Origin of the sequence: Rhizobium sophorae (assembly GCF_013087515.1) — a bacterium.
Classification (GTDB): Bacteria; Pseudomonadota; Alphaproteobacteria; order Rhizobiales; family Rhizobiaceae; genus Rhizobium; species Rhizobium sophorae.
Genome location: NZ_JABFCN010000023.1, coordinates 153829 through 178070, shown reverse-complemented (window position 1 = coordinate 178070; position 24242 = coordinate 153829). Strand labels below are relative to the sequence as shown.

General features: G+C 60.3%; 21 protein-coding genes and 3 pseudogenes. 8 read left to right on the top strand and 16 right to left on the bottom strand.

Features of this window, described 5'->3' with window-relative positions; all coding sequences use genetic code 11:
- Nucleotides 1-109 precede the first annotated feature (109 nt).
- Complete coding sequence (locus G9X64_RS14560; RefSeq protein ID WP_171376779.1) at nucleotides 110-652, top strand: hypothetical protein; 543 nt, start codon at nucleotides 110-112, stop codon at nucleotides 650-652.
- A gap of 65 nt (nucleotides 653-717) precedes the next feature.
- Here G9X64_RS14560 and G9X64_RS36550 read toward each other — a convergent pair whose 3' ends face one another.
- Nucleotides 718-903 carry a hypothetical protein gene (locus G9X64_RS36550; protein ID WP_168308932.1) on the bottom strand — a complete coding sequence of 62 codons (186 nt, stop codon included), beginning with the start codon at nucleotides 901-903 and terminating at the stop codon, nucleotides 718-720.
- A 126-nt stretch (nucleotides 904-1029) separates the two neighbouring features.
- Nucleotides 1030-1237 (bottom strand): annotated as a pseudogene (locus G9X64_RS14555) (glycoside hydrolase family 32 protein); the annotation flags it as partial.
- A gap of 267 nt (nucleotides 1238-1504) precedes the next feature.
- Between G9X64_RS14555 and G9X64_RS14550 the strand changes: the two are divergent.
- A complete protein-coding gene (locus G9X64_RS14550; RefSeq protein ID WP_171376778.1) occupies nucleotides 1505-4531 on the top strand; it encodes an alpha-mannosidase in 3027 nt (1008 codons plus the stop codon).
- Nucleotides 4532-4630: 99 nt separating this feature from the next.
- Here G9X64_RS14550 and G9X64_RS14545 read toward each other — a convergent pair whose 3' ends face one another.
- Nucleotides 4631-5572: a LysR family transcriptional regulator gene (locus G9X64_RS14545; RefSeq protein WP_171376877.1), complete on the bottom strand. Its 942-nt coding sequence runs from the start codon at nucleotides 5570-5572 to the stop codon at nucleotides 4631-4633.
- Between the two features lie 124 nt (nucleotides 5573-5696).
- Between G9X64_RS14545 and G9X64_RS14540 the strand changes: the two genes are divergently transcribed.
- Nucleotides 5697-6584, top strand: a complete 888-nt coding sequence (locus G9X64_RS14540) for an alpha/beta hydrolase (protein ID WP_171376777.1) — start codon at nucleotides 5697-5699, stop codon at nucleotides 6582-6584.
- Nucleotides 6585-6591: 7 nt separating this feature from the next.
- On the opposite strand, the gene G9X64_RS14535 is transcribed toward G9X64_RS14540, so the two are convergent.
- Nucleotides 6592-7230 (bottom strand): TetR/AcrR family transcriptional regulator, encoded by a 639-nt coding sequence (locus G9X64_RS14535; protein ID WP_171376776.1) that lies wholly within the window; start codon nucleotides 7228-7230, stop codon nucleotides 6592-6594.
- 231 nt (nucleotides 7231-7461) lie between these two features.
- Between G9X64_RS14535 and G9X64_RS14530 the strand changes: the two genes are divergently transcribed.
- Nucleotides 7462-9924: a glycoside hydrolase family 3 C-terminal domain-containing protein gene (locus G9X64_RS14530; RefSeq protein ID WP_171376775.1), complete on the top strand. Its 2463-nt coding sequence runs from the start codon at nucleotides 7462-7464 to the stop codon at nucleotides 9922-9924.
- Between the two features lie 109 nt (nucleotides 9925-10033).
- On the opposite strand, the gene G9X64_RS14525 is transcribed toward G9X64_RS14530, so the two are convergent.
- Nucleotides 10034-10384, bottom strand: a complete 351-nt coding sequence (locus G9X64_RS14525; RefSeq protein WP_171376774.1) for a hypothetical protein — start codon at nucleotides 10382-10384, stop codon at nucleotides 10034-10036.
- A 254-nt stretch (nucleotides 10385-10638) separates the two neighbouring features.
- Between G9X64_RS14525 and G9X64_RS14520 the strand changes: the two genes are divergently transcribed.
- Complete coding sequence (locus G9X64_RS14520; RefSeq protein WP_171376773.1) at nucleotides 10639-11109, top strand: Hsp20 family protein; 471 nt, start codon at nucleotides 10639-10641, stop codon at nucleotides 11107-11109.
- A gap of 316 nt (nucleotides 11110-11425) precedes the next feature.
- Here the strand turns inward: G9X64_RS14520 and G9X64_RS14515 are convergent, their stop codons facing one another.
- The 3 genes and pseudogenes from G9X64_RS14515 to G9X64_RS14505 form a co-directional block, all read right to left on the bottom strand.
- Nucleotides 11426-11962, bottom strand: a complete 537-nt coding sequence (locus G9X64_RS14515; RefSeq protein ID WP_168308938.1) for an OmpA family protein — start codon at nucleotides 11960-11962, stop codon at nucleotides 11426-11428.
- 13 nt (nucleotides 11963-11975) lie between these two features.
- Nucleotides 11976-12650, bottom strand: coding sequence for a L,D-transpeptidase (locus G9X64_RS14510; protein ID WP_171376772.1), 675 nt, complete (start codon nucleotides 12648-12650; stop codon nucleotides 11976-11978).
- Nucleotides 12651-12814: 164 nt separating this feature from the next.
- Nucleotides 12815-13770 (bottom strand): annotated as a pseudogene (locus tag G9X64_RS14505) (alpha/beta fold hydrolase).
- Between the two features lie 142 nt (nucleotides 13771-13912).
- Here G9X64_RS14505 and G9X64_RS14500 point away from each other — a divergent pair.
- The 3 genes and pseudogenes from G9X64_RS14500 (at nucleotide 13913) to G9X64_RS14490 (ending at nucleotide 15721) form a co-directional block, all read left to right on the top strand.
- Nucleotides 13913-14958 (top strand): annotated as a pseudogene (locus G9X64_RS14500) (AI-2E family transporter).
- 144 nt (nucleotides 14959-15102) lie between these two features.
- Nucleotides 15103-15237 (top strand): hypothetical protein, encoded by a 135-nt coding sequence (locus G9X64_RS36995; RefSeq protein WP_281360225.1) that lies wholly within the window; start codon nucleotides 15103-15105, stop codon nucleotides 15235-15237.
- 58 nt (nucleotides 15238-15295) lie between these two features.
- Complete coding sequence (locus G9X64_RS14490; RefSeq protein ID WP_171376771.1) at nucleotides 15296-15721, top strand: CBS domain-containing protein; 426 nt, start codon at nucleotides 15296-15298, stop codon at nucleotides 15719-15721.
- Nucleotides 15722-15979: 258 nt separating this feature from the next.
- On the opposite strand, the gene G9X64_RS14485 is transcribed toward G9X64_RS14490, so the two are convergent.
- From G9X64_RS14485 to G9X64_RS14450, 8 genes are all read right to left on the bottom strand, one after another.
- Nucleotides 15980-16915, bottom strand: coding sequence for a dihydrodipicolinate synthase family protein (locus tag G9X64_RS14485; RefSeq protein WP_171376770.1), 936 nt, complete (start codon nucleotides 16913-16915; stop codon nucleotides 15980-15982).
- A gap of 26 nt (nucleotides 16916-16941) precedes the next feature.
- Nucleotides 16942-17895: an ABC transporter ATP-binding protein gene (locus G9X64_RS14480; RefSeq protein ID WP_171376769.1), complete on the bottom strand. Its 954-nt coding sequence runs from the start codon at nucleotides 17893-17895 to the stop codon at nucleotides 16942-16944.
- A complete protein-coding gene (locus G9X64_RS14475; protein ID WP_171376768.1) occupies nucleotides 17896-18912 on the bottom strand; it encodes an ABC transporter ATP-binding protein in 1017 nt (338 codons plus the stop codon).
- A gap of 8 nt (nucleotides 18913-18920) precedes the next feature.
- Nucleotides 18921-19838, bottom strand: a complete 918-nt coding sequence (locus tag G9X64_RS14470) for a dihydrodipicolinate synthase family protein (RefSeq protein ID WP_171376767.1) — start codon at nucleotides 19836-19838, stop codon at nucleotides 18921-18923.
- 18 nt (nucleotides 19839-19856) lie between these two features.
- Nucleotides 19857-20735: an ABC transporter permease gene (locus G9X64_RS14465; RefSeq protein ID WP_171376766.1), complete on the bottom strand. Its 879-nt coding sequence runs from the start codon at nucleotides 20733-20735 to the stop codon at nucleotides 19857-19859.
- Between the two features lie 2 nt (nucleotides 20736-20737).
- Nucleotides 20738-21697, bottom strand: a complete 960-nt coding sequence (locus tag G9X64_RS14460; RefSeq protein WP_168308944.1) for an ABC transporter permease — start codon at nucleotides 21695-21697, stop codon at nucleotides 20738-20740.
- A gap of 83 nt (nucleotides 21698-21780) precedes the next feature.
- Nucleotides 21781-23376, bottom strand: a complete 1596-nt coding sequence (locus tag G9X64_RS14455) for an ABC transporter substrate-binding protein (RefSeq protein WP_171376765.1) — start codon at nucleotides 23374-23376, stop codon at nucleotides 21781-21783.
- A complete protein-coding gene (locus G9X64_RS14450) occupies nucleotides 23360-24103 on the bottom strand; it encodes a FadR/GntR family transcriptional regulator (RefSeq protein WP_171376764.1) in 744 nt (247 codons plus the stop codon). Before G9X64_RS14450 ends, G9X64_RS14455 begins: the two co-directional genes overlap by 17 nt.
- Nucleotides 24104-24242: the final 139 nt, after the last annotated feature.

The window sequence follows — 24242 nt, the reverse complement described above, 5'->3', positions numbered from 1 at the left end:
CTGCAGGTGTTCGTAACGATTTTCCAGTAGATACTTGTAACGAAGGGCCGCGGCTCTACACAGTTAAGATGTGCTCGGAATTACTTGCGTGGAGAGTTGAATTCAACCGATGACTGATGAGCATTCTCCCACCGCCGACAGCGACCCAAACGCCATCCAGCCAATTCTCGTACTGCGAGGGAGCGTTAGATACCTCTTCATGTTCCTTGGCGTTATGGCGCTCCTTTTCGTCTACCTCTCACTTATCGCCCTTGGGCAGATCGAAATGAGCAGAGCTACGAGCGGTGTCGGAGAGGGCCTGTTCGCGATCCTGTTCCTCGTCGTCATCGTTTATGTGGCGGTAAAGGCTCGGCAGGCGGACTTCAGAAAGCCCACAATGGTGATCGGGCCCGACGGTATCGCTGGTCAAATGCTGCCGAAGTTCATCCCTTGGTCAATGATCGAACACGTTGATATCCCTCAAGCCGAGCATGCGGGATTTATCTACCTGACTATGCGCAAAGATGCTGATCCGGAGATGATTGAACAGTTGCGCAAGCGACAGCCTCTTGAAAGGACCATCGCGATACCGCACAGATGGGTTACGGGGTTCAGTTCAAGCGAAGTCAAGGACATCGTGAATCGCTACTTTGAACGATCACGACAAGGCTGAAGCGGAATGAATATTTGCTTCCGACGGCTCATCCGGTGATGTCGCTCGTCGAGCAGCCATTGCCTCTAATAGCTGCAAGGACGATCGTTGCCGAAGCCGTCGCGGCAGGCAGGTCTGAGCGCATAGTCGACGCTGCTATATCCAACCGAGCCGGTTTGCATCGAGTCATTCGAGGTCGTGCAAGATGACGACGATACGGCAACCACGATGACGGCTGTCGCGGCTGTCAACAATTTGCGGACTTGAAGCATTCCACCCTCCCCAGCGCTGCCTGAAATCTGCGATATCAGTGCAATTCTCGGTCAAATAGGGCCGACCGGGGTTTCGATAACTGTTGTTGTTGATCAAGATCTCGTTATTCGGTGAAGGCCGCAGCGTTTCAGCCGAAAGAAATCCGGGCATTCCACCGCACGCGCGCCTTCCTGGGGAAGTTAACCGACGCACGATAGAGCGGCCTGAGATATTGCCAAACGAGGCCATCGCCGGAACCGAACAACAACACCGCGGGATCCCTTCGATCGATGCGCCGAGTATCATGCGATAGGCGTTGGCTGCGTCGTCCCACCAAACCTTTGGATCGCGGAAAAGCCTCACGCACGAGAGCGTCTGGTCGAGCAAGCGGCTTTCGCAAGAACGTGGCGTGACGGCGACATCCGGTAAAACCCGGAGCGGTTCACTCTTACGGGCTTGACGCCAAATCAAAGTTACTTAATCTAAGACTCTGCAGCCCGCTTGGAGGAGGGGCCGGGCAATCGCGATGTCGGCGCCATCTTCATCTCCCCAAAACCATGTCCACGACCCCAAAAGCATGACGACAAGATTGTCAGCCGTCGATTTTCAACAGGATAAGCCATGCCTCTGACCATTGCCCAGCGCCTCGATCGTCTGAAAGTTCGCATTGCCGAGTTGGCGCATTGGCGAGATCGACAAAGTGCCGTGATCGACGGCTGGACTTTCGAGGGCGAGCCGATCGCACATCACCAGGATTGGCCGCACCACCAGGGGGTAGTGCATTTTGCCGCGACCGCTGAAGCGCCGCAGGCGTGGCCTCTCGCGGACCTTCGCCTGCAGCTCGATCTCGGCGGCGAGAGCCTGATTACGCTAAGCTATCCCGATGGAGAAACGGAAACATTCGGTCTCGATCCCTATCATCAGGAATTCCCGGTGAAGGGCCGCCGCTTTTCGATCGCAACGGAAACCGTCGCCCGCTTTCCGTTCGGCGAGCCCAATCGCGCTCCGAGGCTCAACAAGGCTCGGTTGATCTGGCTCGATGGTCCCGCTCACCGCCTGCATCTTCTGTTGAAGCAGGTGGCCGAGGCAATCGATTCGCTGGGTGAACATGAAGTCGTGCCGCATCTGATGGATGCCGCCGAGCATGCATTGCGCAGTCTCGATTGGCCGTCGGATACGGCGGCTTATATCTCCCGCACATCTGGCGCGGTCATGCAGCAGAAGATCTGGGAACTGCCGGAGCTCCAGGAAAATCCGGCGGGTCTCACGGACGAGGAAAGCGCTTCGGCAGCCGCAGCCTTCGATGCCCTGATGGCAAAGCTGAAGGAACTGCAGAAGCGCTTTCCCCCGAATGGAGAATTGCTGCTGACGGGCCATGCGCATATCGATCTCGCCTGGCTTTGGCCTTATCGCGAGACGCGGCGGAAAATGCGGCGCACCTTCAATACGGCCCTGTCGCTGATGGAGCGCTCCGACGATTTCCGCTTCAATCAATCGACTGCCCATTATTACGCGCAGATGGAAGAGGAAGACCCAGCGCTTCTCGATCGCATCAAGCAGAAGGTCGCAGACGGAAAGTGGGAAACCGTCGGCGGCATGTGGGTGGAGCCCGACACGAACATGCCGACCGGCGAAAGCCTCGCCCGTCAGGTTCTCTATGGCCAGCGTTATTTCGAAAAGACCTTCGGCACGCGCCATACGGTCTGCTGGCTGCCGGATTGCTTCGGCTTTTCAGGCGCGCTGCCGCAGATCCTGAGACAGGGCGGCATCGACAGCTTCTTCACGATCAAGGTCAATTGGAGCGAGACCAATCATATTCCCTCCGACCTCTTCTGGTGGAAGGGCCTCGACGGCAGCCAGGTGCTGACTCATACGTTCGACAATCCGATGCAGGGTTATAACGGCTTCGTGCAGCCCGATTGCTTCGTGCCGACATGGAAGAATTTCCGCGGCAAGACGCAGCACGATACGTCGCTTCTGGCCGTCGGCTATGGCGATGGCGGCGGCGGCGTCACGCCGGAGATGGTCGAGCGCGAGGTGCAACTGCGCGATTTCCCGGCGATCCCACAGGCACGCTGGGGCACCGTCAAAAGCTATTATGAGCAGGCGCACCGCACCGCGAGGGAAAAGAGCCTCCCCGTGTGGGACGGTGAAATCTATCTCGAACTGCACCGCGCAACGCTGACGACGCAAAGCGGCGTCAAGCGCAAACATCGCCAGGCCGAACGGGCGCTGATCACCGCCGAAACCATCGCTTCGCTGGCGCATATGCTCGGAGCAGACAGACCCCTAAGCCTCGAGGCGGATTGGCGCGTGGTGCTGAAGAACGAGTTCCACGACATTCTGCCGGGCTCGAGCATCCGCGAAGTCTATCAGGATGCAGAGCAGGAACTGGACGGCGTCATCGACCATGCCAAGGCCGAACAGGTGATGGCATTGCGGGCGCTATCGGCCAAGCTGCCGAAGGGCGGGGTTGGCGATGCCCTCGTCGTCGTCAATCCGTCGCTTTCGCCGAGGCCGCTCAGCGCGACACTCTCCGACGGCACGGTCATTGCGGCCGCCGATCTCGTCGCGCCCTTGTCCGTTGCTGTCTTCGACAAAGGCTCGCTCAAGCCGGCGGGCGGGCTCAAGGCCGGCCCCGACCGTCTCGAAAACGAGTACCTCTCCGTCACCATCGGCAAGGACGGGGCCGTGGCCAGCCTCGTTCACAAGGCCACGGGTCGGGAAGCGGTCGACGGCTCGGCAAACCAGCTCTGGGTCTATCCGGCCGACAAGCCGCGCAACTGGGATGCCTGGGATATCGACGCGGATTATTCCGAAAAGGCCGTCCGCCTCGACGCGCCTGACAGTATCACCCTCGCTGAAGACGGCCCGCACCGCGCAGCGATCCGGGTCGTTTACCGCTACCGGAATTCCAGCGTCACGCAGACCTATGTGCTCACGGCCAATGCCAGGCGGCTCGACATCGAAACGACGATCGACTGGCATGACCGTCGCACACTGCTGCGCACCCTGAACCCGGTCGCAGCACTGGCCCGCAAGGCGACCTTCGAATGCGCCTTCGGCATCGTCGAGCGGGCAACGCACACGAATACGTCCTGGGAGCAGGCGATGTTCGAGGCCGTCGCGCACCGCTTCGTCGATATCAGTGAGCCGGACTTCGGGGTCGCGCTGCTCAACAATGCCAAATACGGCCATAGCGCCCGCGGCAACGTGATCGGCATGAGCCTCGTGCGCGGGCCGATCTATCCGGATCCGCTCGCCGACGAAGGTGAGCAGAGCTTCACCTATGCGCTGATGCCGCATGAAGGCGCCTGGCATGAAGGCGGCGTTCTCGACGAGGCGATCGATCTCAACCAGCCGCTCGTCTCGGCCGAATCCAGCGGCCTCTCTGCCTCCACTTTCGCACCGCTTGCGGTCACCGGCATCCCCGTCGCGTTCTCAGGCCTGAAGCCGGCGGAAGAGGGCGACGGCCTCATCCTGCGCCTCTATGAACCGGCCGGCCGGCGCGGCAGCCTCTCCCTTGATCTGCCGTCCGGATGGGCGGCATCGCAGCCGCTGAATATTCTCGAAGAGCCGATGGAGCGGAAGGGACCTGCCGACATCATGCCATTCGAAATCCGGACCTGGAAGCTGCGAAATGGCTGACGCCTGACCGCCATACGTGCCGGGAATCAAATGGCCTATGGCAAGAACGGCGGTCGCACCACGATTTGAAGAATTGGCGGGCGCTCCTGAAAGCGTCCGCTATCCCCCAGAATTGGATGAGCTGCCAGCCACATCCAGCGGTCGAAAAACGTCGGGTCGGGCGGCAAAGTTCGCAACTACAAAATCCACGAAAGCGCGGACTTTTGGTGAAAGCTGACGATTGGAGGGCCAGACGAGGGAGAGCGAGCCGTACGGCACCATGAAGGAGGTCAGGACCGGGACCAAACTTCCGGTTCGCATATGGAACCCTGCGACGTAGACAGGCAGATGCGCGAGCCCCAAACCGTCCTGTGCTGCCCGCAACCCTGCGTCCGTATTGTTGAATGTAAGGCTCCTTGGGAAAATTACCCGATCGTATGGTGAGCGGAATGCCCACGGCGCGAGCCGGCCGCTGGATGGGTATTTGAAGTGAATGCAAGCATGTTGGGAGAGGTCATCCGGGGTCTCCGGGCGTCCATGACGCTTGAGATAATCGGGACTTCCGCAGACGACGAAATGCTGGTCGCCAAGATGGCGGGCAATCAATCGAGCATCGGCAAGCTCACCGCTCCGCACGACGACATCCAGGCCCTCTGCGACCAGGTCGATGACCTTGTCTTCGAAATCGATGTCCAGTTCGATCTCCGGAAACTGCTCGGCAAAAATGGGCAGGATCGGCATGAGAAGGTGATGCCCGACGATATGCGGGACGCTGACGCGAAGGCGCCCCCTTGGACGCTCCCGGCTTCGTGAGATTGTGGCCTCTGCGTCGTCCATGTCATCGATGATGCGTTTGTAGCGCTCGTAGAGGACCGCTCCTTCCTCGGTCAGGCCGATACTGCGCGTCGTCCGGTTGAAGAGCCGCACGCCCAGCCGGCTTTCGAGACGCGCCACTGCCTTTCCGATCGCGGATGGCGAAACTCCGGCAACCCTGGCGGCTGCGACATAGCTCTGCTGTTCGGCGGCGTAAACGAAGGCGACAACGCTTGCGAGACTCTCCACATCAGCACCCAATTGAAGACATCTTGTCCTTTATGTAAGTCCAAGAGCCGGGATTGATCAATATTGCATAGGAAATATCCTCTGTCTCGACACGCGGCCGGCCGGTATCAAAGGAGTGAGCGGTATGCGGGACTATGCAAAAGAACGACCCGAGCACACGGAAAAATACATCGGAGAGAATGACCTATTTCTGGAAATATTTTATGGGTGCGGTAATTCAAGACAGTCCGTTCGGCCGCCTTTGCTCTTCGTCCATGGCGCCTTTACCGGGAGCTGGATGTGGAGCAAATACATTCCTCATTTCATATCGGCTGGATGGAACTCTTATTGCATTAACCTGCGGGGCCACTACAAAAGCAGGTCGGTGGATTTCACAAAAATCCTGTTTGAAGATTACCTGGAAGACATCCGGCTGGTGATCTCCGAAATCGTCGAAGGATGTGGAACTCCTCCCATCGTGATCGGATTCAGCATGGGCGGAATCCTGAGCCAGAAATTGGCGGAAAGCGTGAAGATAGCCGGGCTCGTGCTGATCGATTCCAGCATTTGCAGGCAAGTGCATGCGGAGGCGCCCTATCGCGATCTCGCGTTGCGAATGCCCGGCCTCGTCGTGCCTGCTCCCATGCGCGACGAGCAAATCAGTGTCGATGAAACATTCGAGGATATCGAATTCCAGCGGAAGTACCTGTCCATGGAATCTGCAAAGGCATTCAGTGCATTTTCCTTTCATTTCGGGGCTGAGGGGATTTCCATCGAAGGCGAGAAGATCACGTGCCCCGGCCTCGTCATTTGCGCCGTCAACGACGAACCCGATGATCATCGAGGCCTGGCGACAGCACGCCACATCGGTGGGGAATATCTAGGTCTCTGGGGTACGACACATACGGGTCTGCTTGTCGGGCAGAGGTATTACGAAGCTGTAAGCCGCATTATGGTCTGGTTAGCGCGCTTTGATGGAAGGCAGGTTTCGATAAGGCGCTATCCTCGACCACCCCGCGAGCAGAGCTGTTAGCCAAGGCTCAGCCCTGCAGGCCAAGGCTGCTCAACAGGCGGCTGATATAGGCTTCCAACCCGCCGACCATATCGAAGCGCGCGGGGTCGCGCAGCCAGAGCATCTGAAGGCCGTCCATCACGGCGATCAGTTCGGCCGCCATCGCTCTGCCATCGATCTTGCCGTCTATCGACCCATCGGCAACGGCCTGTTCGAAGGTCGCGGCGATGTCATTCTGCAGCTGGGTGGCGCGATCGAGAAACCATGCCTTGGCCGGGTGATCCTTCATCAGGCTCTCGGCATTCAGGATGGCGAAGGCCCTGATGACCTCGATCATTGCGGCGTTGCGACGGAAGACCTCGACCATGCCATTGAGCAGGCCGCGGAGATCGGAACGATGGGGCCCGATGAAGCTTTCGCTTTCGCGATCGCGCTTGTCCAGAATGGCAAGCAGGAGATCGACCTTGGTCGGGAAATGGTGCAGCAGGCCGGGCAGCGACAGGCCGACGTCGCGGGCCACATCGCCGATGGCGGCATTCTGGAAGCCGTCTTCGGCGAAACGCCGCATCGCTGCCGTCAGGATCTCCGCGCGGCGCGCTTCGCCCTTGCGAGATCTGCGCCTTCGCTTTTCGTCCTGTCCGGTCTTCGATTCAAGAAACTCTGCCATCGTCTCTCCCGTCGATTTCTTCTAGCGGCAAGCTACCGATCGGCAACCCTCGCACCGATTTCTCCGGCGCTCTCTATTCCTATATCAGGCTTCATCGGTTGACATCTTAAAAATACCGAGTAATCGGTAGGTTTAAGAACTGCCTTGCCAGGAAAATAGGCGCCGGCAGCGGATGGATTGGCAGAGGGCAGCAATGCGCAATGCCCGAATTCCATTGAAGGGGAGGTTTGCATGATCGAATCCATTCTCGATAAGATGACGCTTGAGGAGCAGGTCTCCCTGCTGTCCGGCGCCGATTTCTGGACGACGGTTCCCGTCGAGCGTCTTGATGTGCCGAAGATCAAGGTGACGGACGGACCGAATGGCGCCCGCGGCGCCGGTTCGCTGGTCGGCGGCGTCAAGGCGACTTGCTTTCCTGTCGCCATCGCGCTCGGCGCCACCTGGAATCCCGATCTGGTCGAGCGTATGGGCGTGGCGATTGCCCACCAGGCAAAGAGCAAGGGTGCCGCCGTACTGCTCGCGCCTACGGTGAATATTCATCGTTCCGGCCTCAACGGGCGAAATTTCGAATGTTATTCCGAGGATCCGATGCTGACCGCGGAACTCGCCGTCGCCTATATCAAGGGCGTACAGAGCCAGGGGATCGCGGCGACGATCAAGCACTTCGCCGGCAACGAATCCGAGATCGAGCGGCAGACCATGTCTTCCGATATTGACGAACGGACGCTACGCGAAATCTACTTTCCGCCCTTCGAACAGGCCGTCCGGCGCGCCGGCGTGATGGCCGTCATGTCTTCCTATAACCGCCTCAACGGCACCTATACGAGCGAGCATGAGTGGCTGCTGACCAAGGTGCTGCGCCAGGAATGGGGATTCGACGGCATCGTCATGTCCGACTGGTTCGGTTCGCATTCTACGGCCGAGACGATCAATGCCGGTCTCGATCTCGAAATGCCCGGCCCGGCGCGCGATCGCGGCGAGAAACTGGTTGCCGCCGTTCGTGAAGGGAAGGTCGAAGCCGCCACCGTGCGGGCGGCAGCGCGGCGCATCCTGCTTCTGCTCGAGCGGGTCGGCGCGTTCGAGAAGAAGCCCGACCTCGCGGAGCAGGCGATCGATCTGCCGGAAGATCGGGCGCTGATCCGGCGCATCGGCGCGGAAGGCGCAGTTCTGCTGAAGAACGACGGCATACTGCCACTTGCCAAGACGTCGCTCGACCGGATCGCCGTCATCGGACCCAATGCCGCGAGCGCGCGCGTTATGGGCGGCGGCAGCGCCCAGATCGCCGCCCATTACACAGTCAGCCCGCTCGAAGGGATTCGAGCCGCCCTTTCCAATGCCAACAGCGTCAGCCACGCCGTCGGCTGCCGCCATAACCGTCTGATCGAAGTGGCCAAGGGAAAGATCACCGTCGAATATTTCAAGGGGCGTGGGTGCCAGGGCACTCCGCTTCACGTCGAGACCGTCGACAAGGGTGAGCTCTTCTGGTTCGAGCTGCCGTCGGCCGAGCTCGACCCCACCGATTTCTCGGCTCGGATGACGATGCAATTCGTGCCGGAAGAGAGCGGCGATCATGTCTTCGGCATGACCAATGCCGGACTCGCGCGGCTCTTCGTCGATGGCAGGCTCATGGTCGATGGCCATGACGGCTGGACGCGCGGCGAAAACTATTTCGGCACGGCCAATGACGAACAGCGCGGCACGGTAGCGCTCGATGCGGGCAAAGCTCATGCCGTCACCGTCGAGTATGATCCGCCGGTGGCGACCGGAGAGGGGATCAACCTCACGGCCATTCGCTTCGGCGTCGAAAAGCCTTTGGGCGAGGCCGATATCGCGGACGCCGTCGAGACGGCGCTGAATGCCGATGTGGCGCTTCTCTTCGTCGGCCGCGACGGCGAATGGGATACCGAAGGCTTGGACCTGCCCGACATGCGGCTTCCGGGTAAGCAGGAGGAACTGATCGAGCGGGTTACGGCCGTCAACGCCAACACCGTGGTCGTGCTGCAGACCGGCGGCCCCGTGGAAATGCCCTGGCTCGGCAAGGTTCGCGCCGTGCTGCAGATCTGGTATCCCGGGCAGGAACTGGGCAATGCCGTCGCCGATGTCCTCTTCGGCGACGTCGAGCCCGGCGGGCGCCTGCCGCAGACATTCCCGAAAGCGCTTGCCGACAATTCCGCCATGACGGGCGATCGTGCCGTCTATCCGGGTAAGGATGGGCATGTGCGCTATGCCGAAGGCGTATTCGTCGGCTACCGTCACCACGATACACGCGCTGTCGAGCCGCTCTTCCCCTTTGGTTTCGGCCTTGGCTATACGCGCTTCGGCTGGAGCGAGCCGCAGCTGTCGGCGAGTGAAATGGGTCCCGAAGGCGTGACCGTCAACCTCGATCTGACCAATATCGGCGACCGGGCCGGGTCGGAACTGGTCCAACTCTATGTGCGCTCGCCAAAGTCCAACGTCGAGCGGCCGGAGAAGGAATTGCGCGCCTTCGCAAAACTCTCGCTGCAGCCCGGCGAGACCGGCACGGCCGAATTGAAGATCCTGCCACGTGATCTCGCTTATTTCGATGTCGAAGCCGGGGCCTTCCGCATTGAGCCCGGCGACTACCAACTGATCGTTGCGGCAAATGCCGCGGATATCAGGTTCGTCATCGATCTGCCGTCACCACGCGCCTATCTGCTGCCGCCTTCGCAGTAAGCCGTAGTCGCACACCGGATACGCCGCCATGTCGCGTCGCGGTCGCATTCGATCGCCAAGGGGCGCGCTCGATAAGTCGACAGGAGCGCGACTATCGCTCCACCAGAGTTCAACGAGCTCGGATATGGCTCGTCATCCAAGGACAAGAGCGTCGGAGCCCTTTTCCGACAGGACCTGCCATACCACCTCCGCCATCAAGGGCTTTGAGCGCGGCGAGGATGTCGGCATAATGCACCGGGGATGGTACGCCAGGCGGCTGCCGCAGTTCCGGAACAGACTCTACCGCATAGAGATCCGAAGCCCATGACGCCAGGATCGCTCTCTTCTCCTGCGCAGAGATGTCGGCGGCGAGAACTTCGTTCAGAGAGGTGAAATGGAGATGGGGATGAAGGATGTGCGAGGCGGAGATCGCCTCGATGACGCCATCCGGAGTGGTCGTGCTGATGCTTTTGCCGGTCATGAACTTCTCCCAAAAATTTCCACACAAGCGAAGAACATCTCCAGGCACCACCCGATTTAGGTGAAGGAAAACAGCGTTCAAGAGGCATGCGGTCTGCCTGAAGCGTCGACAAAAAATTTTTTAGACGTCCTCTTGAATCGAAAAACGCTCGAAACCAGATCATTTTCGTCGGCAGCGCAAAGGCGGGTCGACCAGACCGGGGACGCGGCTTTCGACGCGTCTCCATTCCATGTTGCTTTACGGAGGATATGGCTATGAGAAACGAACTTGACTTCGCACCCCTTTATCGGTCCAGCATCGGCTTCGACCGCGTCTTCAATCTCCTGAACAATGCGCAGCGGCTGCAGGCGATCGAGACGTGGCCACCCTATGACATCGTCAAGACGAGCGAAGACGACTACCGCATCCAGATGGCAGTCGCCGGTTTCGCCGAGGCCGACCTTGATATCACCCAGGAGCGGAACGTGCTCGTGGTGAAAGGCCAGAGGACCGAAGGGAAGGATGGCGAATATCTGCATCGCGGCATTGCCGGACGCGCATTTGAACGTCGCTTCGAACTCGCGGACCACGTCAGGGTTGAGAACGCGTCCTTGACGAACGGTATTCTCGCCATCGCGCTGAAGCGTGAGGTGCCGGAAGCCATGAAGCCGCGCAAAATCGCCATCGGAGATGGCTCCTTTCAGCAAGCGCCCCTTCAGATCGAAGCCGAGCGCCAGGTGGCTTAAGGAGCGCTTCTCGATGAAGTCCCGGAAAAAGCCGTTTACCGTCGAAATCAGGAAACGCCGTGGGGCAAACGCAAAGGATGCGGGAAAGCGTGTGCTCTCGAAGCTTCTTGACAAGCTCCGCTCCGGAGCCGCGGCTCCGGTAGCGCGATCCTGAATTGAGTTGGATGCAGGAGGGCCGGCTTGGTGGCCGGCCCTTTGTCCGGCGGACCACCATACCGGCTTCGCCGCATTCCCCGCAAATGCTCCTACGCGACGTCGTCTTGCCGCAAATTACGTGGCTTCATCCCCTTTTGCACGGAGGGCATTCGCGAAGAGATCAGACGGCGTCGGGCTGCTTGCGGAGATTGGAGACGACGCGCCGGTTCTGCACTTTGCAGGAGCGCTCCGTGCAGTCGCGGACTTCGCGTTCATTCCCGTAACCCTTTGCCCACATGCGCCTGGCATCCACGCCTTTGGAGGCAAGATAAGCCATCGCCGCATCGGCGCGCTTCTGCGACAAGGCCTCCATTTGGGATGCGGAACCGGAATCGTCGGCAAATCCCTGCAGCTTGAGCAGCCAAGTCGGGTTCTTGTTCAGCCAGATGGCCTGGTTATCCAAGGTCGCCATGGCGACAGAATCGAGCGCGGCAGAGTCTTGCTTGAAGTAAATCCGTCGGCCGACATTGAGGATGAAATCCTCTTCACTGCCGGCCCCTACATTCTCGAAACCGGGGGCGGGATCGTTGGTTTGCCCGGTCATCGGCGCAGCCGCAGGTTCTTCCAAAGAGGCGATCTCAGTGGTGGAGCAGGCGGCGAGCGCCAAGAGCATGGCCGCGGCGAGAAGGCGCCTCGCGTATCCTGTTGTAGCAGACATCGGGGAATATTCCTTATTCGACCGGGGTTGTTTGGCTGACCTGAGTGGCGCTTTCAGCCTGGTCGGCAATATGCGGCAAAACCTGCACAGCCGTCCCGATCGGGCAACGCTGGTAAAGATCGATGGCGTCTTCGTTGAACATGCGGATACAGCCGCTGGAGGCATCCTTGCCGATGCTCCACGGCTCCAACGTGCCGTGGAAGCGATAGCCCGTGTCGACGGCGTCGCGATGCAGATACATGGCGCGGGGGCCGAGTGGGTTCTTCGGCGAGCCTCCTGCCACGAATTCGGGCAGTTCGGGATGGCGCTTGCGCATCTCCGGCGGCGGTGTCCAGCGCGGCCAAAGCGATTTGGCGTCGATCGTGGCGCGGCCAAACCATTTGAAGCCCTCGCGGCCGACGCCGACGCCGTAGCGGATGGCCGTCTTGTTCTCCATGATCACGTAGAGAAAATGGTGCCTCGTATCGACGACGACGGTGCCGATCGGCTCGCTGCTGAAATATTTGACGACTTGGCGGTGCCACTTCCTGTCGATCTTGGCGAAGTTGGTTCTTCGGAACGTCACTCCATTGTCGACAGCGGTGCCATCGAAATAGGAAGACGCGGCGGCGAATGCCGGTTTCCGGATCGCGCCCGCACCAAGCAACGCCAACCCACCAAGCACAATATTTCTGCGAGTCCACGGCATCGGCAATATCCCCCTTAAAGCCAAGCAGCGAAGCGTCAGTAAATCAGATTTTTCATTTGCCACAACAGAAAAATCATCTCCTCCCTAAAGGCGGAGATCGGGTCACGGGCCTCCTGTGTCTGATATTGCCGCATCGTTACTCTGGAATACCGCGGCGCTTCGAGTTAAAGGGCCGGGCATTCGTCTCCTCTGAAGATCGGCATGTACTCTCTCCGCAACCGCCTGCGAGCCGATGCTCTTCACACGCGGCAGTTCCGTTTCTTTTGAATGCCTCCACAAGATCACAAAGCATCTCTCGCGCAACGCCAGGAACCACATGATGGGGCAAATGCCCGACACCTTCCAGCAATCTGACGATCGGCCCCGGATGCTTCCTGCAAAGCCAATCAATATGCCAGTTCGGTGAAATCACGCGATCCGCCATCCCGAAGAGAACGTGCAGAGGAAGATCGCCACGCAGATCTGGAAGGCGCTCCATGTCTCGGTTGAAGGCGCGCAACTCGTCGGCCATCGTGCGTATGGTAATGGGATTGACCACGTGTGAGGCCGGCAGGCCCGAGAGATGAGAAGGCAGGGGATTTGGAAAAGAGGACGACCTCAGACCTCGATCAAGAAAGAATGCTGGCCACCGGCCGATGACGTGCTGGCGGATCAACGGCCCGACCACCGGAGCGACCGCCGATCTAAGCACAATCAATGGCTTCGATGGCACAGGCGCGCAACATGGGGAAATGAGAAAAAGTCCGCTGACGAGGTCTGGTCTTCTTGCAGCAAGGTGTAATGCCGCTGCGCTGCCGATCGAGTGCGCCACGATCCTCACCTCCGGCAGGTCAAGAGACGCGAGAAGGCGTTCAAGCCAGAAGGACTGTCCCTCAGGTCCACGCTCAGCCGGTGCAAGCGGCGTGCTCAGTCCATAGCCAGGCCGGTCGGGTGCAATGATCCGGAAATCGCTGTTGTCGAAGGGAAGCAAAATTTCCTGCGCAAGGCTGCCGCAGCCATGCAGGAGGACGACTGGAATGCCATGTGAGTTGCCACCGTCGAGGATGTGAACATCCTGATCTTCAACGTGAATTGTTGTTCCGAGCGTCGGCTGGAGTGGCTTCACTAACATGAACCGCATAACTAAAGTCGGAAGAAGAAGTTCCGGCCGGTTGCGGGACGGCGCCTACGGCAATGAGCCGTTAGAGTAGGATGGAAGGGAGGCCCAGCGTTGTCGCCTTATCTGTGCTACGATCATCGCGGTCTCGAAGCGGAAAGAACGAATGCTCCTTCAGCGTGTCAGTTTCTATGTGCTTCTGGTCCTCGTGACCATTGCGTTCGTCGCCGTCGTGCTACCGTTCTATTCGGCGATATTCTGGGCAGTCGTCCTCGCTATCATCTTCTTCCCGCTTCACGCCCGTATCGAGGCTCGGCTGGGTGGGCGGGGAAACCTTGCTGCAGCGCTGACTGTGTTAATCTGTCTCTGCGTCGTTATCATTCCCGGGCTGATCGTCCTCAGTTCACTCGTCCAGCAGGGCAACCATCTCTACCAACGTATGGACACTGGCGAGATCGACGTCCGGAGCTTTATACATAACCTGCAGGAAGCATTGCCCTTGTTCCTTCGCGACTGGCTCCGGAGCATCGAGCTGAACGGCGTCGATACGTTTCAAGACCGCGTTTCCTCGGCATTGATGCAGGGCAGCGGTTTTTTTGCCGGACGCGCCCTGAGCCTCGGTCAGAACACCCTGCGGTTCTTCGTCACCTTCGGCGTGATGCTCTATCTCCTGTTCTTCATGTTCCGGGATGGGCGCGCCCTTGCCCGCGCCATCAGAAGAGCGCTGCCTCTCAGCGATGCCCATACACTTCGCTTCACCTCCAAATTCACTTCGGTCGTTCACGCGACCGTGCGAGGCAATATTATCATCGCCATCATCCAGGGTTCGATCGGCGGGATCGCCTTGGCCCTCGGCGTCGAGCCAGCCCTTCTGTGGGGCGTGCTGATGAGTTTCCTGTCGCTGCTGCCTGCGGTTGGCGCCGCATTGATCTGGGTCCCCACGGCCATTTAGCTGGCTCTGGCCGGCTTTTGGGTGAAGGCAATTGTACTGGTTGCGGTAGGCGCCCTCGTCATCGGTCTTGTCGATAATCTTCTGCGGCCGTCCCTGGTCGGCAGGAAGACCAAGCTTCCCGACTATGTTGTCCTCATTTCCACCATTGGCGGCATTTCTCTATAGGCATCAATGGTTTCGTGATCGGGCCGCTGATAGCCGCTCTCTTCATCGCCGCTTGGGGGATATTCGTGGAGGAGGAGGGCACGTCGGATTCCTGACGATGCGGCCGGAGCATTTATCGATGGCTTCCGGAACTTTCGTCTCCCTGACTGGTTTGATAGATTCGAACCATCATCATGGGGGGTGGCAGCCATGAGCGCTTGGGGTGTCGCCGTCTTCGATAAACGCTGCAAACCGCAAATATGCGGTACGACGATCTGATCGCCGAGCAGGGGCCTCATTGGCAGCTCGTCTGGCATGTGCTCGGCGCGGTTCTTCATACGCTGAGAGATCGTCTGCCGGGTGCGCAGCAGGAGCCGCAACCACATCGTGTCTGAAACGACTCTCACCGGAACATTCGACGTCCACTAACCGCAAAAGGCAGGAGGAAAGACCATGAAAGTGTCAGAGATCATGTCGCGCGATGTAGAAATCGCTAACCCTAATCAGACGATAGCCGAGATCGCGAGATGCATGGCCGACAGGCAGATCGGCTTCCTGCCGGTCGGCGACAACGACCGGCTCGTCGGAACCATCACAGACCGCGATCTCGTCGTGCGCGGGCTTGCCGACGGACTCGGGGGCGATGCAAAGGTGCGCGATGTCATGTCGCGCGATGTCAAATATTGCTTCGAAGACGAAGATGTCGACGAGGTGACCCGCAATATGGGGCAGGTCCAGGTCCGCCGCCTTCCCGTCGTCAATCGTGACAAACGGCTTACCGGCGTCATCTCGCTCGGCGATGCGTCCCTGGCGGACACCGCTGCAGCTGGAGCCGGGTTGAAAAAAGTGTCCCGACCGGGCGGCGCTCATGCACATTAGAGCGGGATGATTTTAGGCCTGAATTAAACAGTTAGAGCATAGTGCCTCCGGCGCCATGCTCTAACAGCAGGAAGGGGCAGCATCGGATGCGCGCTGCTCTAACCGATTTTGATTTCCACCTCCGGATAACACTCGCATCTGGCCAAGAAACGACGTTGATTTCGTGCCAAGCCCGGCGCAGGCGATCTAACCTTTCGTTTTACGCGATGATGGACGAAACACCGCTTCGCAGTTTTTCCGAAATTGCTCTCAACAAATTCAGGGGAAAAGATCGGGGAGTTCGGAGCGTGCGATGGGTCGCAACCTGACCGCTTCCGCCATGTCTATCGACCGATAGGGAAAGCGCAAACGGGTGCCCACGGGTCCCCAATTGCCGATGGCACTCAAAAGTTTGTCGAGAGCGGCATTCGAATAGCCAAATTCCTGGCGAAACGGGACGATATGCGCGTCCATAAACGTGCAGATGCGTCGTTCCAGATCGAGTGCGGCGTCGATATCGTTGCGCATCGAGACCGTCCAGGCCTGAGCACCGCGGGGACTAAGGCAGGCGACATTGGAAAAAGAGCCTGCTGCCACACCTTCCTTGGTGCCGGTTGCGAGATGATGGCCGGGGACGAAGAGTGACAGCCCGGACAGATGCCGGCGTGCCTCGGCATACCAGGAGGCGTCGCCATCGGCGAGCTTGATGCCGATCACCTCAGGCACTGCCGCGCAGACCATGCCGAGCTCCCTTGGCGCCAGCACCCGTTTTGCATGCGGCGGATTGTAGAGGATGAGCGGAATTCTGTCGGCAGCCTCGGCCGTTCGTTTCAGGAAGTCGACCGCTTCGGCATCGGTGAGCGGCCACCAGTCCGGCAATATGACCTGAATGGCGCGCGGATCTAGCGCGGCCGCACGGCGGACGCGATTGAGCATGATCAGCGGGTCGGGCTGGCAGGCGCCGATGACGAATGGCGTTGAAGATGCCTTGCAGCGCTCGGCCAGCATTGCCTGGATGCTGTCGAACTCCGCTTCCGTCTGATTGTGGAATTCGCCGGCAGTGCCGTTCGAATAGATACCGTCGACGCCGGCATCGATGAGGATGTCGATCTCTTCGCCGAGCTTGTCGAATTCAATGCTGTCATCGGCCGCGATCGGCAGAAGCAGGCTCGCCCAGTTTCCGCTGATGGCGGGACGCGGCGTCTTCGCATTCATCTCTTGTTTCTCCGATGGATGACGGATCAATTGAGGTCGTCGCGGATGCAGGCCTTGAAGTGGCCGGGCGCAATTTCCCGCAATTGCGGAACGGCGCCGGCGCAGGCATCGAGCGCGCTCGGACAGCGAGTGCGAAAAACACATCCGCTCGGCGGATTGGCCGGACTTGGAATATCGCCTTTCAGGATCTGCCTGTTACGGCGGGCATCAGGATCGGGCGAGGGAATCGCCGAGAGCAGCGCGCGCGTATAGGGATGCTGCGGTCTCGCATAGAGATCGGCACTCGGCGCGATTTCCATGATGCGGCCGAGATAGAGCACGATCACCCGGTCGCAGATATATTCGACGACGGCAAGGTCATGCGAGATGAACAGCATGGTCAGGCCAAGCTGCTGCTGCAGGTCGCGCAGCAGGTTGATCACCTGCGCCTGGATCGATACGTCGAGCGCCGAGACCGGCTCGTCGGCGACGATGAATTCAGGCGACAAGGTCAGGGCGCGGGCAATCCCGATGCGCTGGCGCTGCCCACCGGAAAATTCATGCGCGTACCGATTGATCGCATCGGCGGGCAGGTCGACCTTTGCCAAGGCCGACCGCGCCCGCTCGAGCCTGTCGCGGGCGGTGCCGATCCCCTGGATCTTCAGGCCTTCCGTCAGGATCTCGCCGATCGTCATGCGCGGCGACAGGCTGGCGAAGGGGTCCTGGAAAATATACTGCATGCGCGGCCGCTGCCGTCTGAGCGCGGAGGCGGAAAGCGCTGTGAGTTCCGTCCCGTCGAAACGGACGCTGCCGGACGACGGTTCGACGAGGCGAAGGACGGAACGCCCGATCGTGGTCTTTCCGCTGCCGGATTCGCCGACAAGCCCGACGACTTCACCCTTGCCGATATCGAAGGAGATGCCCTCAAGAATGTTCAGCCGCGTGCCGCGGGAAGTATAATGTTTCGAAAGGTCGCGGACGGAGAGCAGCGGTGCGCTCATCTAGATCTCCTGCCATCTGATGCAGCGGCTGCGGTGCTGCGGATTGACCTGTTCGAGCGCGGGAACGGCAGCGCGACAGGCATCGATCGCGAATTTGCAGCGCGGGGAAAAGGCGCAGCCGATCGGCATGTTCATCAGGCTCGGGACCATGCCGGGAATGGCGGCGAGCTTTTCGCCCGCCTGTTTCATCTGCGCCGCATCGCCAAGACGCGGCATCGAGGCGAGAAGGCCCATCGTGTAGGGATGCTTCGGATTGCGAAACACCTCGCCGACCGGCCCTTCTTCGACGATCCGGCCGGCATACATCACCGCGACGCGATGGGCGATTTCGGCGACGACGCCGAGATTGTGGGTGACGAAGAGCATGGCCATGCCGCGATCGCGCTGCAGCTTGAGGAGTAGGTCGAGAATCTGCGCCTGGATCGTCACGTCGAGCGCCGTGGTCGGCTCGTCGGCGATCAGCAGCGCCGGATCGCAGGCGAGCGCCATGGCGATCGTCGCGCGCTGGCGCATGCCGCCCGACAGTTCGTGCGGATATTGGCCGGCGCGGCGTCGAGCGTCCGGTATGCCGACGCTTTCAAGCAGCGAGACGGCTGCGTTCATCGCCGCCTTGCGGTCGCTACCGCGATGGATGCGGATCGGCTCGGCGATCTGGTCGCCGATGGTGAAGACGGGATTGAGGCTCGACATCGGCTCCTGGAACACCATGCCGATGTCGTCGCCCCTGATCCTGCGCATGCTCTCTTCATCGAGGGAGACGAGATCGCGGACCACGCCGTCCCCCGTCGCAAGGCGGATGCTGCCTGCGGCGATCACGCCGATGTTGCGGGTCAGCAGCCGCATAACGGACAGGCTGGTGACCGATTTGCCGGAGCCGGATTCGCCGACGAGCGCGAGCGTCTCGCCGGCGGCAACGGTCAGGTCGATATCGTTGACCGCCGTGATCTCGCCGCCGCGGATGCGGAAGATCGTTCGCAATCCTCTGATGTCGAGTACGGGTTCGGCGGTCTGTTCCATCAACTGGCTCAGTTCAGCAGACCGGTTGCACGCAGGATCTCGTCGATCCGCGCCGTTTCGGCATCGTTGAGAGAGGCACGCGGTCGCGGCATGACGGCGGAATCGATGATGCCGAGGCTGCGCATGGCGGTCTTGAAGGCGCCGATGCCGGCTGCGCCGCCACTGACACGGCCCTGCGCGACCCAGACGATTTCGAACAGGCGGCAGAGGCGCTCCTGTTCCTTCTTCGCGGCGACCCAGTCGCCGCGCTGGGCAGCATCCCAAAGGCGGACATAGCCATGCGGATCGACATTGGCGATACCAGGAACGACGCCATGGGCGCCCATCAGCAAGGCAGTGTCGACGACGATCTCGGAGCCCGTCATCAGGAAGACGTCTTTTTGTTCGGCAAGATCGAGGAGCGCATAGCGGAAGTTGCCGTCGTCGCCGCTGGAATCCTTGAGGCCGATAATCGCGCCTTCCCTGGCAAGCGTGACGACGGTCTGGCGCTGCAGCTTGACGTGAACGCAGACGGGAATGTCGTAGGCGATCAGCGGAATGTCCACCGCGTCGCGGATATAACGGAAGTGGTCGAGGATCTCGGACTGGCTGGTGACCGTATAGAATGGGGCCGTCCCCACAACCGCATCGGCGCCGGCCGCCTTTGCGACCTTCGCATGGGCGATGACGCGATCCGTGGTCGGATCGATGACCCCGACGATCAGCGGCACCCGACCATTCACCACCCTGGCCGAATGTTCGATGATGTCCCGCCGGGTCTTTTCGTCATGGAAGATCACCTCGCTCGTCGAGCCGAGCACGAATACGCCATGGCAGCCGGCATCGATCAGATGCTCGAGCACGCGTGTATAAGATGGGTAGTCGATGGTGAGATCCGGATTGAGCGGTGTTACGACGGGGGGGACGACACCCTTGAATTTGGTCATTTTCGCTTCTTTCGATTGTCAGTTCAGTTCGGCACGCGGGTCGAAGGCATCTCTGAGGCCATCGCCAATGAAGTTGATTGCAAGCACGGCAAGGATCAATGCGGCACCGGGGAAGAGCCATTGCCAGGGATATTGTTCGAGCACGGCGGTTGAGCGGGCCGCGTTCAGCATGTTGCCCCAGCTTGCCGCCGGCGGGGCGATGCCGAGACCGAGAAAGGACAGCCCCGCCTCGAGCAGGATGGCATTGGCGATCTGCAGCGTTGCATAGACCACGAGGATATCGATCGAGTTCGGCAGGCCGTGGCGAAAGAGCAGATGGCCGATGCCGGCGCCCATGCCGCGGGCGGCCATGACGAAGTCGCGTTCACGCAATTCCAGCAGCCGCGAGCGGATCATGCGCGCAAGCAGCGGCCAGGAGAGCAGCGAGATGACCAGCACCGTCGGCCAGATGCCGGTGCCGGCGATCGAGGCGAGCACAAGCAGGAAGATGACGGGCGGCAGGGTCATCACCAGATCGACGAAGCGCATCGAGACGGCGTCCGTCCAGCGTCCGGCAAGCGCCGAGATTGCCCCGAAAAGAAACCCGATGACTGCCGAAAGCGCGGTCGATGCGACGGCGACCAGCAGCGAAATCCGGCCGCCTTCGAGCACGCGGGCGAAGACGTCGCGACCGACGCCGTCGGCTCCAAACCAGTGCGTTGCCGTCGGGCCGCTATTCATCGCCAGAAGATCGATGTCGTTCGGCCGGAAAGCCCACCATAGCGGATAGGAAAGGATCAACAGCAGCATTGGAATGGCAATGCAGACGCCGGCAACGGCTGCGCGGTTGAGCAGAAACCGACTGAAGGCGCGGGTCAGTGGTCCCGGGCTCCGGCGTTCGGAAGAGCGTGCCAGCATGATCAGCCCACCTTGATGCGCGGGTCGACGACCGCATAGGTGATATCGGTCAGAAGATTGACGACGATAACGCAAGTACCGATGACGAGCGTCGCCCCCATGATGACGGGGTAGTCGCGGGTCTGGACGGCATCGACGAGCAACAGACCCATGCCCGGCCAGTTGAAGACGCTCTCGATGAAGATGGCGCCGCCGATTGCAAGCCCGATGGTGGAGCCGATCAGCGTGACGATCGGCAGAAGCGCATTGCGCAAGGCATGCTTGCTGATGACCCAGAACTCGCGAACGCCCTTGGCGCGGGCCGTGCGCACGTAATCCTGGTTCAGGACTTCGAGCAGCGAAGCGCGCATGTAACGCATGATCAATGCGGCTTGCGCGACAGACAGAAGTGCCGCCGGCAGGATCAGATGGTGGAGGAGATCGCCCACCGAGAATTCCTCGCCCGGCGTCAGCATGCCGCCTGATGGCATCCAGTGCAGGCGGACGGAGAAAATATAAAGGCCGATCAGCGCGCTGAGGAAGGCCGGGCTCGAAATGCCGGCAAGCGCAACCACCGACAAGGAGAGATCGGCCAGCGAATTGCGGCGGACGGCGCCGATCACCCCGCAGGTGATGCCTGCGACGATGGCAAAGGCAAGTGCGGTGCCCATCAAGAGCACTGTCGGGCCGATCCGTGACAGCACCAGGCCCAGAACCGGCTGATCGAGACGCTTGATCGAATAGCCGAGATTGCCGGTCAGCGCCTGCTGCAACCAGCCCAGATATTGCACGGGCAAGGGCTGATCGAGCCCGAGGCTTCTGCGCAGATCGGCAAGGTCTGACGGCGACATCGGCAGGTTCGGATCGATATAGGCATCGATCGGATCGCCGGGTGTCAGGCGCAGCAGCAGGAAGATCAGCACACTCAGGGCGACGAGCATGCCCATTCCGATGATCAGGCGTCTGAGACTGTATTGGAGCATCGGCAATCCGTCTTGTCGGCCGTCTTGTCAGGCCATCCTGTCAGGGTGGCCGAAGCCACCCCCAAGGCTTTCCCGGAAAACGCCTATTCGGCGATCGACCATTTCTGCGGGTTGGCCTGGTAGGGGCCGCCGCCCGGCGCCGGCGTCCAGACGAAATCCTTCACCTTGGTCGAGACGATGCCGTAGCGATTTGCCACCCAGAGAGTCGCCCAGGGCAGGTTCGTGTTCATCACCTTGCAGACGTCCTGGTAGGCGGCATCCCGCTTGGCGCTATCCGGCTCGGCCAAGGCACTATCGAGCGCCTTGGTGAGGTCAGGCATGCGAACCCTGGCGACATTCGGTCCGGCCGGAGGGATCTGCTTCTCGTTGAGGCCGACATTGATACTTCCGGCATCCGGTCCGTTCTGCAGCCCGGCATAAACCAACTGGAACTGGGCCATGTCCGGCGCCGCATTGAGCACGATGCTGTTATAGGTTGGCGCATCGACGGCGCGCGGGACAATGTTGATGCCGACCTGGGCAAGCATCGCCTGGACTGCGGCAAGCACGTTGGTGGCCAGCGGCGTGGTGTAATAGGTCAGAAGCGTGATCGGCTTGCCGCCATTGATCTGGTCCCAGCCGGCTTCCGTCAGCAACTTCTTGGCCTTCTCAGGATCATAGGCATAGCTGTCGATGCCCTGAGGTATCAGCTGTTCGGCGACATAGGCGCAATTGGCAGGCTTGGCCGCGCCGCCATAGAGGCTCTGGATGATGGCATCGCGATTGATCGCGTACATCACCGCCTGGCGGACGCGCACATCCTTCCAGAGCGGGGAATCGTGGTTGAAGCCGAGATAGTTGACGACGAAAGAGTTGCCTTCGATGACCTGGAAGTCCTTGTTGTCCTTGAAGGTCGGCACGTCGTTGGAATCGACATAGGTGAACTGGATTTCGCCGGATCTCAGCGCCGCGATCGCCGCGGCCGGGTTGGCGAAATAGCGATTGATGACGCGTTCCAGTGCGGGTTTGCCACCGCGATAATCGGTGTTTGCGGCAAGTTCGACATATTGATCCGAGACGTATTTGGTGAATTTGAACGGACCGGTGCCGATCGGAGCGGTCGACCACCAGGTGTTCTTCGCCAGCTGGTCGGCCGGAATCGAGGAGAGCGCATGCTCGGGCAGCATCATCACCTTGGTCATCGTGTCGGGAAAACTGCTGCTGGGGGCGCTGAGCTTGATGACAACAGTGTGCTCATCCGGCGTCTCGACGGAGGATATACCTTTCAGCCGGGCAGCGAGCACCGAGCCGGTTTTCGCATCCATAGCAAGGCCCATGGTGAACTTCGCGTCCTTGGCGGTGAACGGTTTGCCGTCATGCCATTTGGCGTCCGCCAGCTTGAACGTGTAGGTCTGGTCGGAGCTGACCTCGTAGGAGCTTGCCAGCGCGCCGACGACCTTCTGCAGCTTCTCGTCATAGGTGATCAGCGGTTCGTAGTAGACGCTGAGCCAGGTGTAGCCGGCGGTCGCGGCGAGCGGATTGAAGTTGCCCTGGAAGCCTCCTGGGCCGACATCGAAGCCGCCGGACAGCGTGGCTGCCTGCGCCTCAACTGCAACGCCGGAAACGACAAGAGCCGGAACGGCAGCCGTCGACAGCAGGGCGCCAAGCGCAATAAGGGATAATCTAGACAGTCTTTTCATGTGTTCCTCCCACGTTTGAACTTGTCTTGTTGTTGGCAATCACCCGGGCAATGCCCTCGTAGTGACGATCCAGGCGTCTGCGCGCCTCCTCCAGATCTTTTGCCTCGATCGCATCGACGATCGCGGCATGGTCGCGCCACGTCGCCATCGGATCGGCATTTTCAAGATTGACGAAATCCGATGCCTTGTAGAAGGCGAGCCAGAAGACATCGATCAGCCGCACGAGCGTTTCATTGTCCTGGCAGCGAAACAGCAGTCGGTGGAACAGCTGGTCGTCTTCCGCAAAGGTTTCGCCCCGCTCGGCATGGGCGCGCATCCGATTGACGGTGGCGTGCAGCTCGGCAATGTCCTCCGCGCCGATCACGTCGATCGTTTTGCCGATCAATCCCACTTCCAGCGTGCGCCGGATTTCGAGCACCTCCTCGATCTGCCGCAGGGCTCCGCCGAGGCCGTAAGCGAGATTGTCGAGAAGCGGCTCGAAGGAAAAGGCCTTCACGAAGATGCCGACGCCGCGCCGCGTCTCCAGCACGCCGAGCGATTCCAGCGCCTTGATGCCTTCCCTCAGCGAATTGCGGCTGACACCGAGCTGGGTGGCAAGCTCTCCTTCCGCCGGAAGCAAGGTTCCGGGCGCGAGGCCATTATCATCGATATAGGCGCGCAGACTCTCCTGCACGGAGACATACAGCAGCGGCGCGCGCGTCAGCGGCTTCATCGATTTCAATGTCATGCCCCGGTCACTTTCCCGCATCGCCGATAAGATGGATGTTACTTATCGACTTGTAGGATATCTGTCAAATGGGCAAGCTTGCACGGCTGAACCGAACCGGCTCGAAGCCGTTTAAGGCGGTCGTTTTGGGCACCAGAAG

What these genes read in the sequence shown, in the direction of transcription:
- G9X64_RS14560 (WP_171376779.1), top strand. Translation starts at nt 110, where the DNA reads ATGACTGATGAGCATTCTCCCACCGCCGACAGCGACCCAAACGCCATC.
- G9X64_RS36550 (WP_168308932.1), bottom strand. Translation starts at nt 903, where the DNA reads ATGCTTCAAGTCCGCAAATTGTTGACAGCCGCGACAGCCGTCATCGTG.
- G9X64_RS14550 (WP_171376778.1), top strand. Translation starts at nt 1,505, where the DNA reads ATGCCTCTGACCATTGCCCAGCGCCTCGATCGTCTGAAAGTTCGCATT.
- G9X64_RS14540 (WP_171376777.1), top strand. Translation starts at nt 5,697, where the DNA reads ATGCGGGACTATGCAAAAGAACGACCCGAGCACACGGAAAAATACATC.
- G9X64_RS14535 (WP_171376776.1), bottom strand. Translation starts at nt 7,230, where the DNA reads ATGGCAGAGTTTCTTGAATCGAAGACCGGACAGGACGAAAAGCGAAGG.
- G9X64_RS14530 (WP_171376775.1), top strand. Translation starts at nt 7,462, where the DNA reads ATGATCGAATCCATTCTCGATAAGATGACGCTTGAGGAGCAGGTCTCC.
- G9X64_RS14525 (WP_171376774.1), bottom strand. Translation starts at nt 10,384, where the DNA reads ATGACCGGCAAAAGCATCAGCACGACCACTCCGGATGGCGTCATCGAG.
- G9X64_RS14520 (WP_171376773.1), top strand. Translation starts at nt 10,639, where the DNA reads ATGAGAAACGAACTTGACTTCGCACCCCTTTATCGGTCCAGCATCGGC.
- G9X64_RS14515 (WP_168308938.1), bottom strand. Translation starts at nt 11,962, where the DNA reads ATGTCTGCTACAACAGGATACGCGAGGCGCCTTCTCGCCGCGGCCATG.
- G9X64_RS14510 (WP_171376772.1), bottom strand. Translation starts at nt 12,650, where the DNA reads ATGCCGTGGACTCGCAGAAATATTGTGCTTGGTGGGTTGGCGTTGCTT.
- G9X64_RS36995 (WP_281360225.1), top strand. Translation starts at nt 15,103, where the DNA reads ATGCGGTACGACGATCTGATCGCCGAGCAGGGGCCTCATTGGCAGCTC.
- G9X64_RS14490 (WP_171376771.1), top strand. Translation starts at nt 15,296, where the DNA reads ATGAAAGTGTCAGAGATCATGTCGCGCGATGTAGAAATCGCTAACCCT.
- G9X64_RS14485 (WP_171376770.1), bottom strand. Translation starts at nt 16,915, where the DNA reads ATGAATGCGAAGACGCCGCGTCCCGCCATCAGCGGAAACTGGGCGAGC.
- G9X64_RS14480 (WP_171376769.1), bottom strand. Translation starts at nt 17,895, where the DNA reads ATGAGCGCACCGCTGCTCTCCGTCCGCGACCTTTCGAAACATTATACT.
- G9X64_RS14475 (WP_171376768.1), bottom strand. Translation starts at nt 18,912, where the DNA reads ATGGAACAGACCGCCGAACCCGTACTCGACATCAGAGGATTGCGAACG.
- G9X64_RS14470 (WP_171376767.1), bottom strand. Translation starts at nt 19,838, where the DNA reads ATGACCAAATTCAAGGGTGTCGTCCCCCCCGTCGTAACACCGCTCAAT.
- G9X64_RS14465 (WP_171376766.1), bottom strand. Translation starts at nt 20,735, where the DNA reads ATGCTGGCACGCTCTTCCGAACGCCGGAGCCCGGGACCACTGACCCGC.
- G9X64_RS14460 (WP_168308944.1), bottom strand. Translation starts at nt 21,697, where the DNA reads ATGCTCCAATACAGTCTCAGACGCCTGATCATCGGAATGGGCATGCTC.
- G9X64_RS14455 (WP_171376765.1), bottom strand. Translation starts at nt 23,376, where the DNA reads ATGAAAAGACTGTCTAGATTATCCCTTATTGCGCTTGGCGCCCTGCTG.
- G9X64_RS14450 (WP_171376764.1), bottom strand. Translation starts at nt 24,103, where the DNA reads ATGACATTGAAATCGATGAAGCCGCTGACGCGCGCGCCGCTGCTGTAT.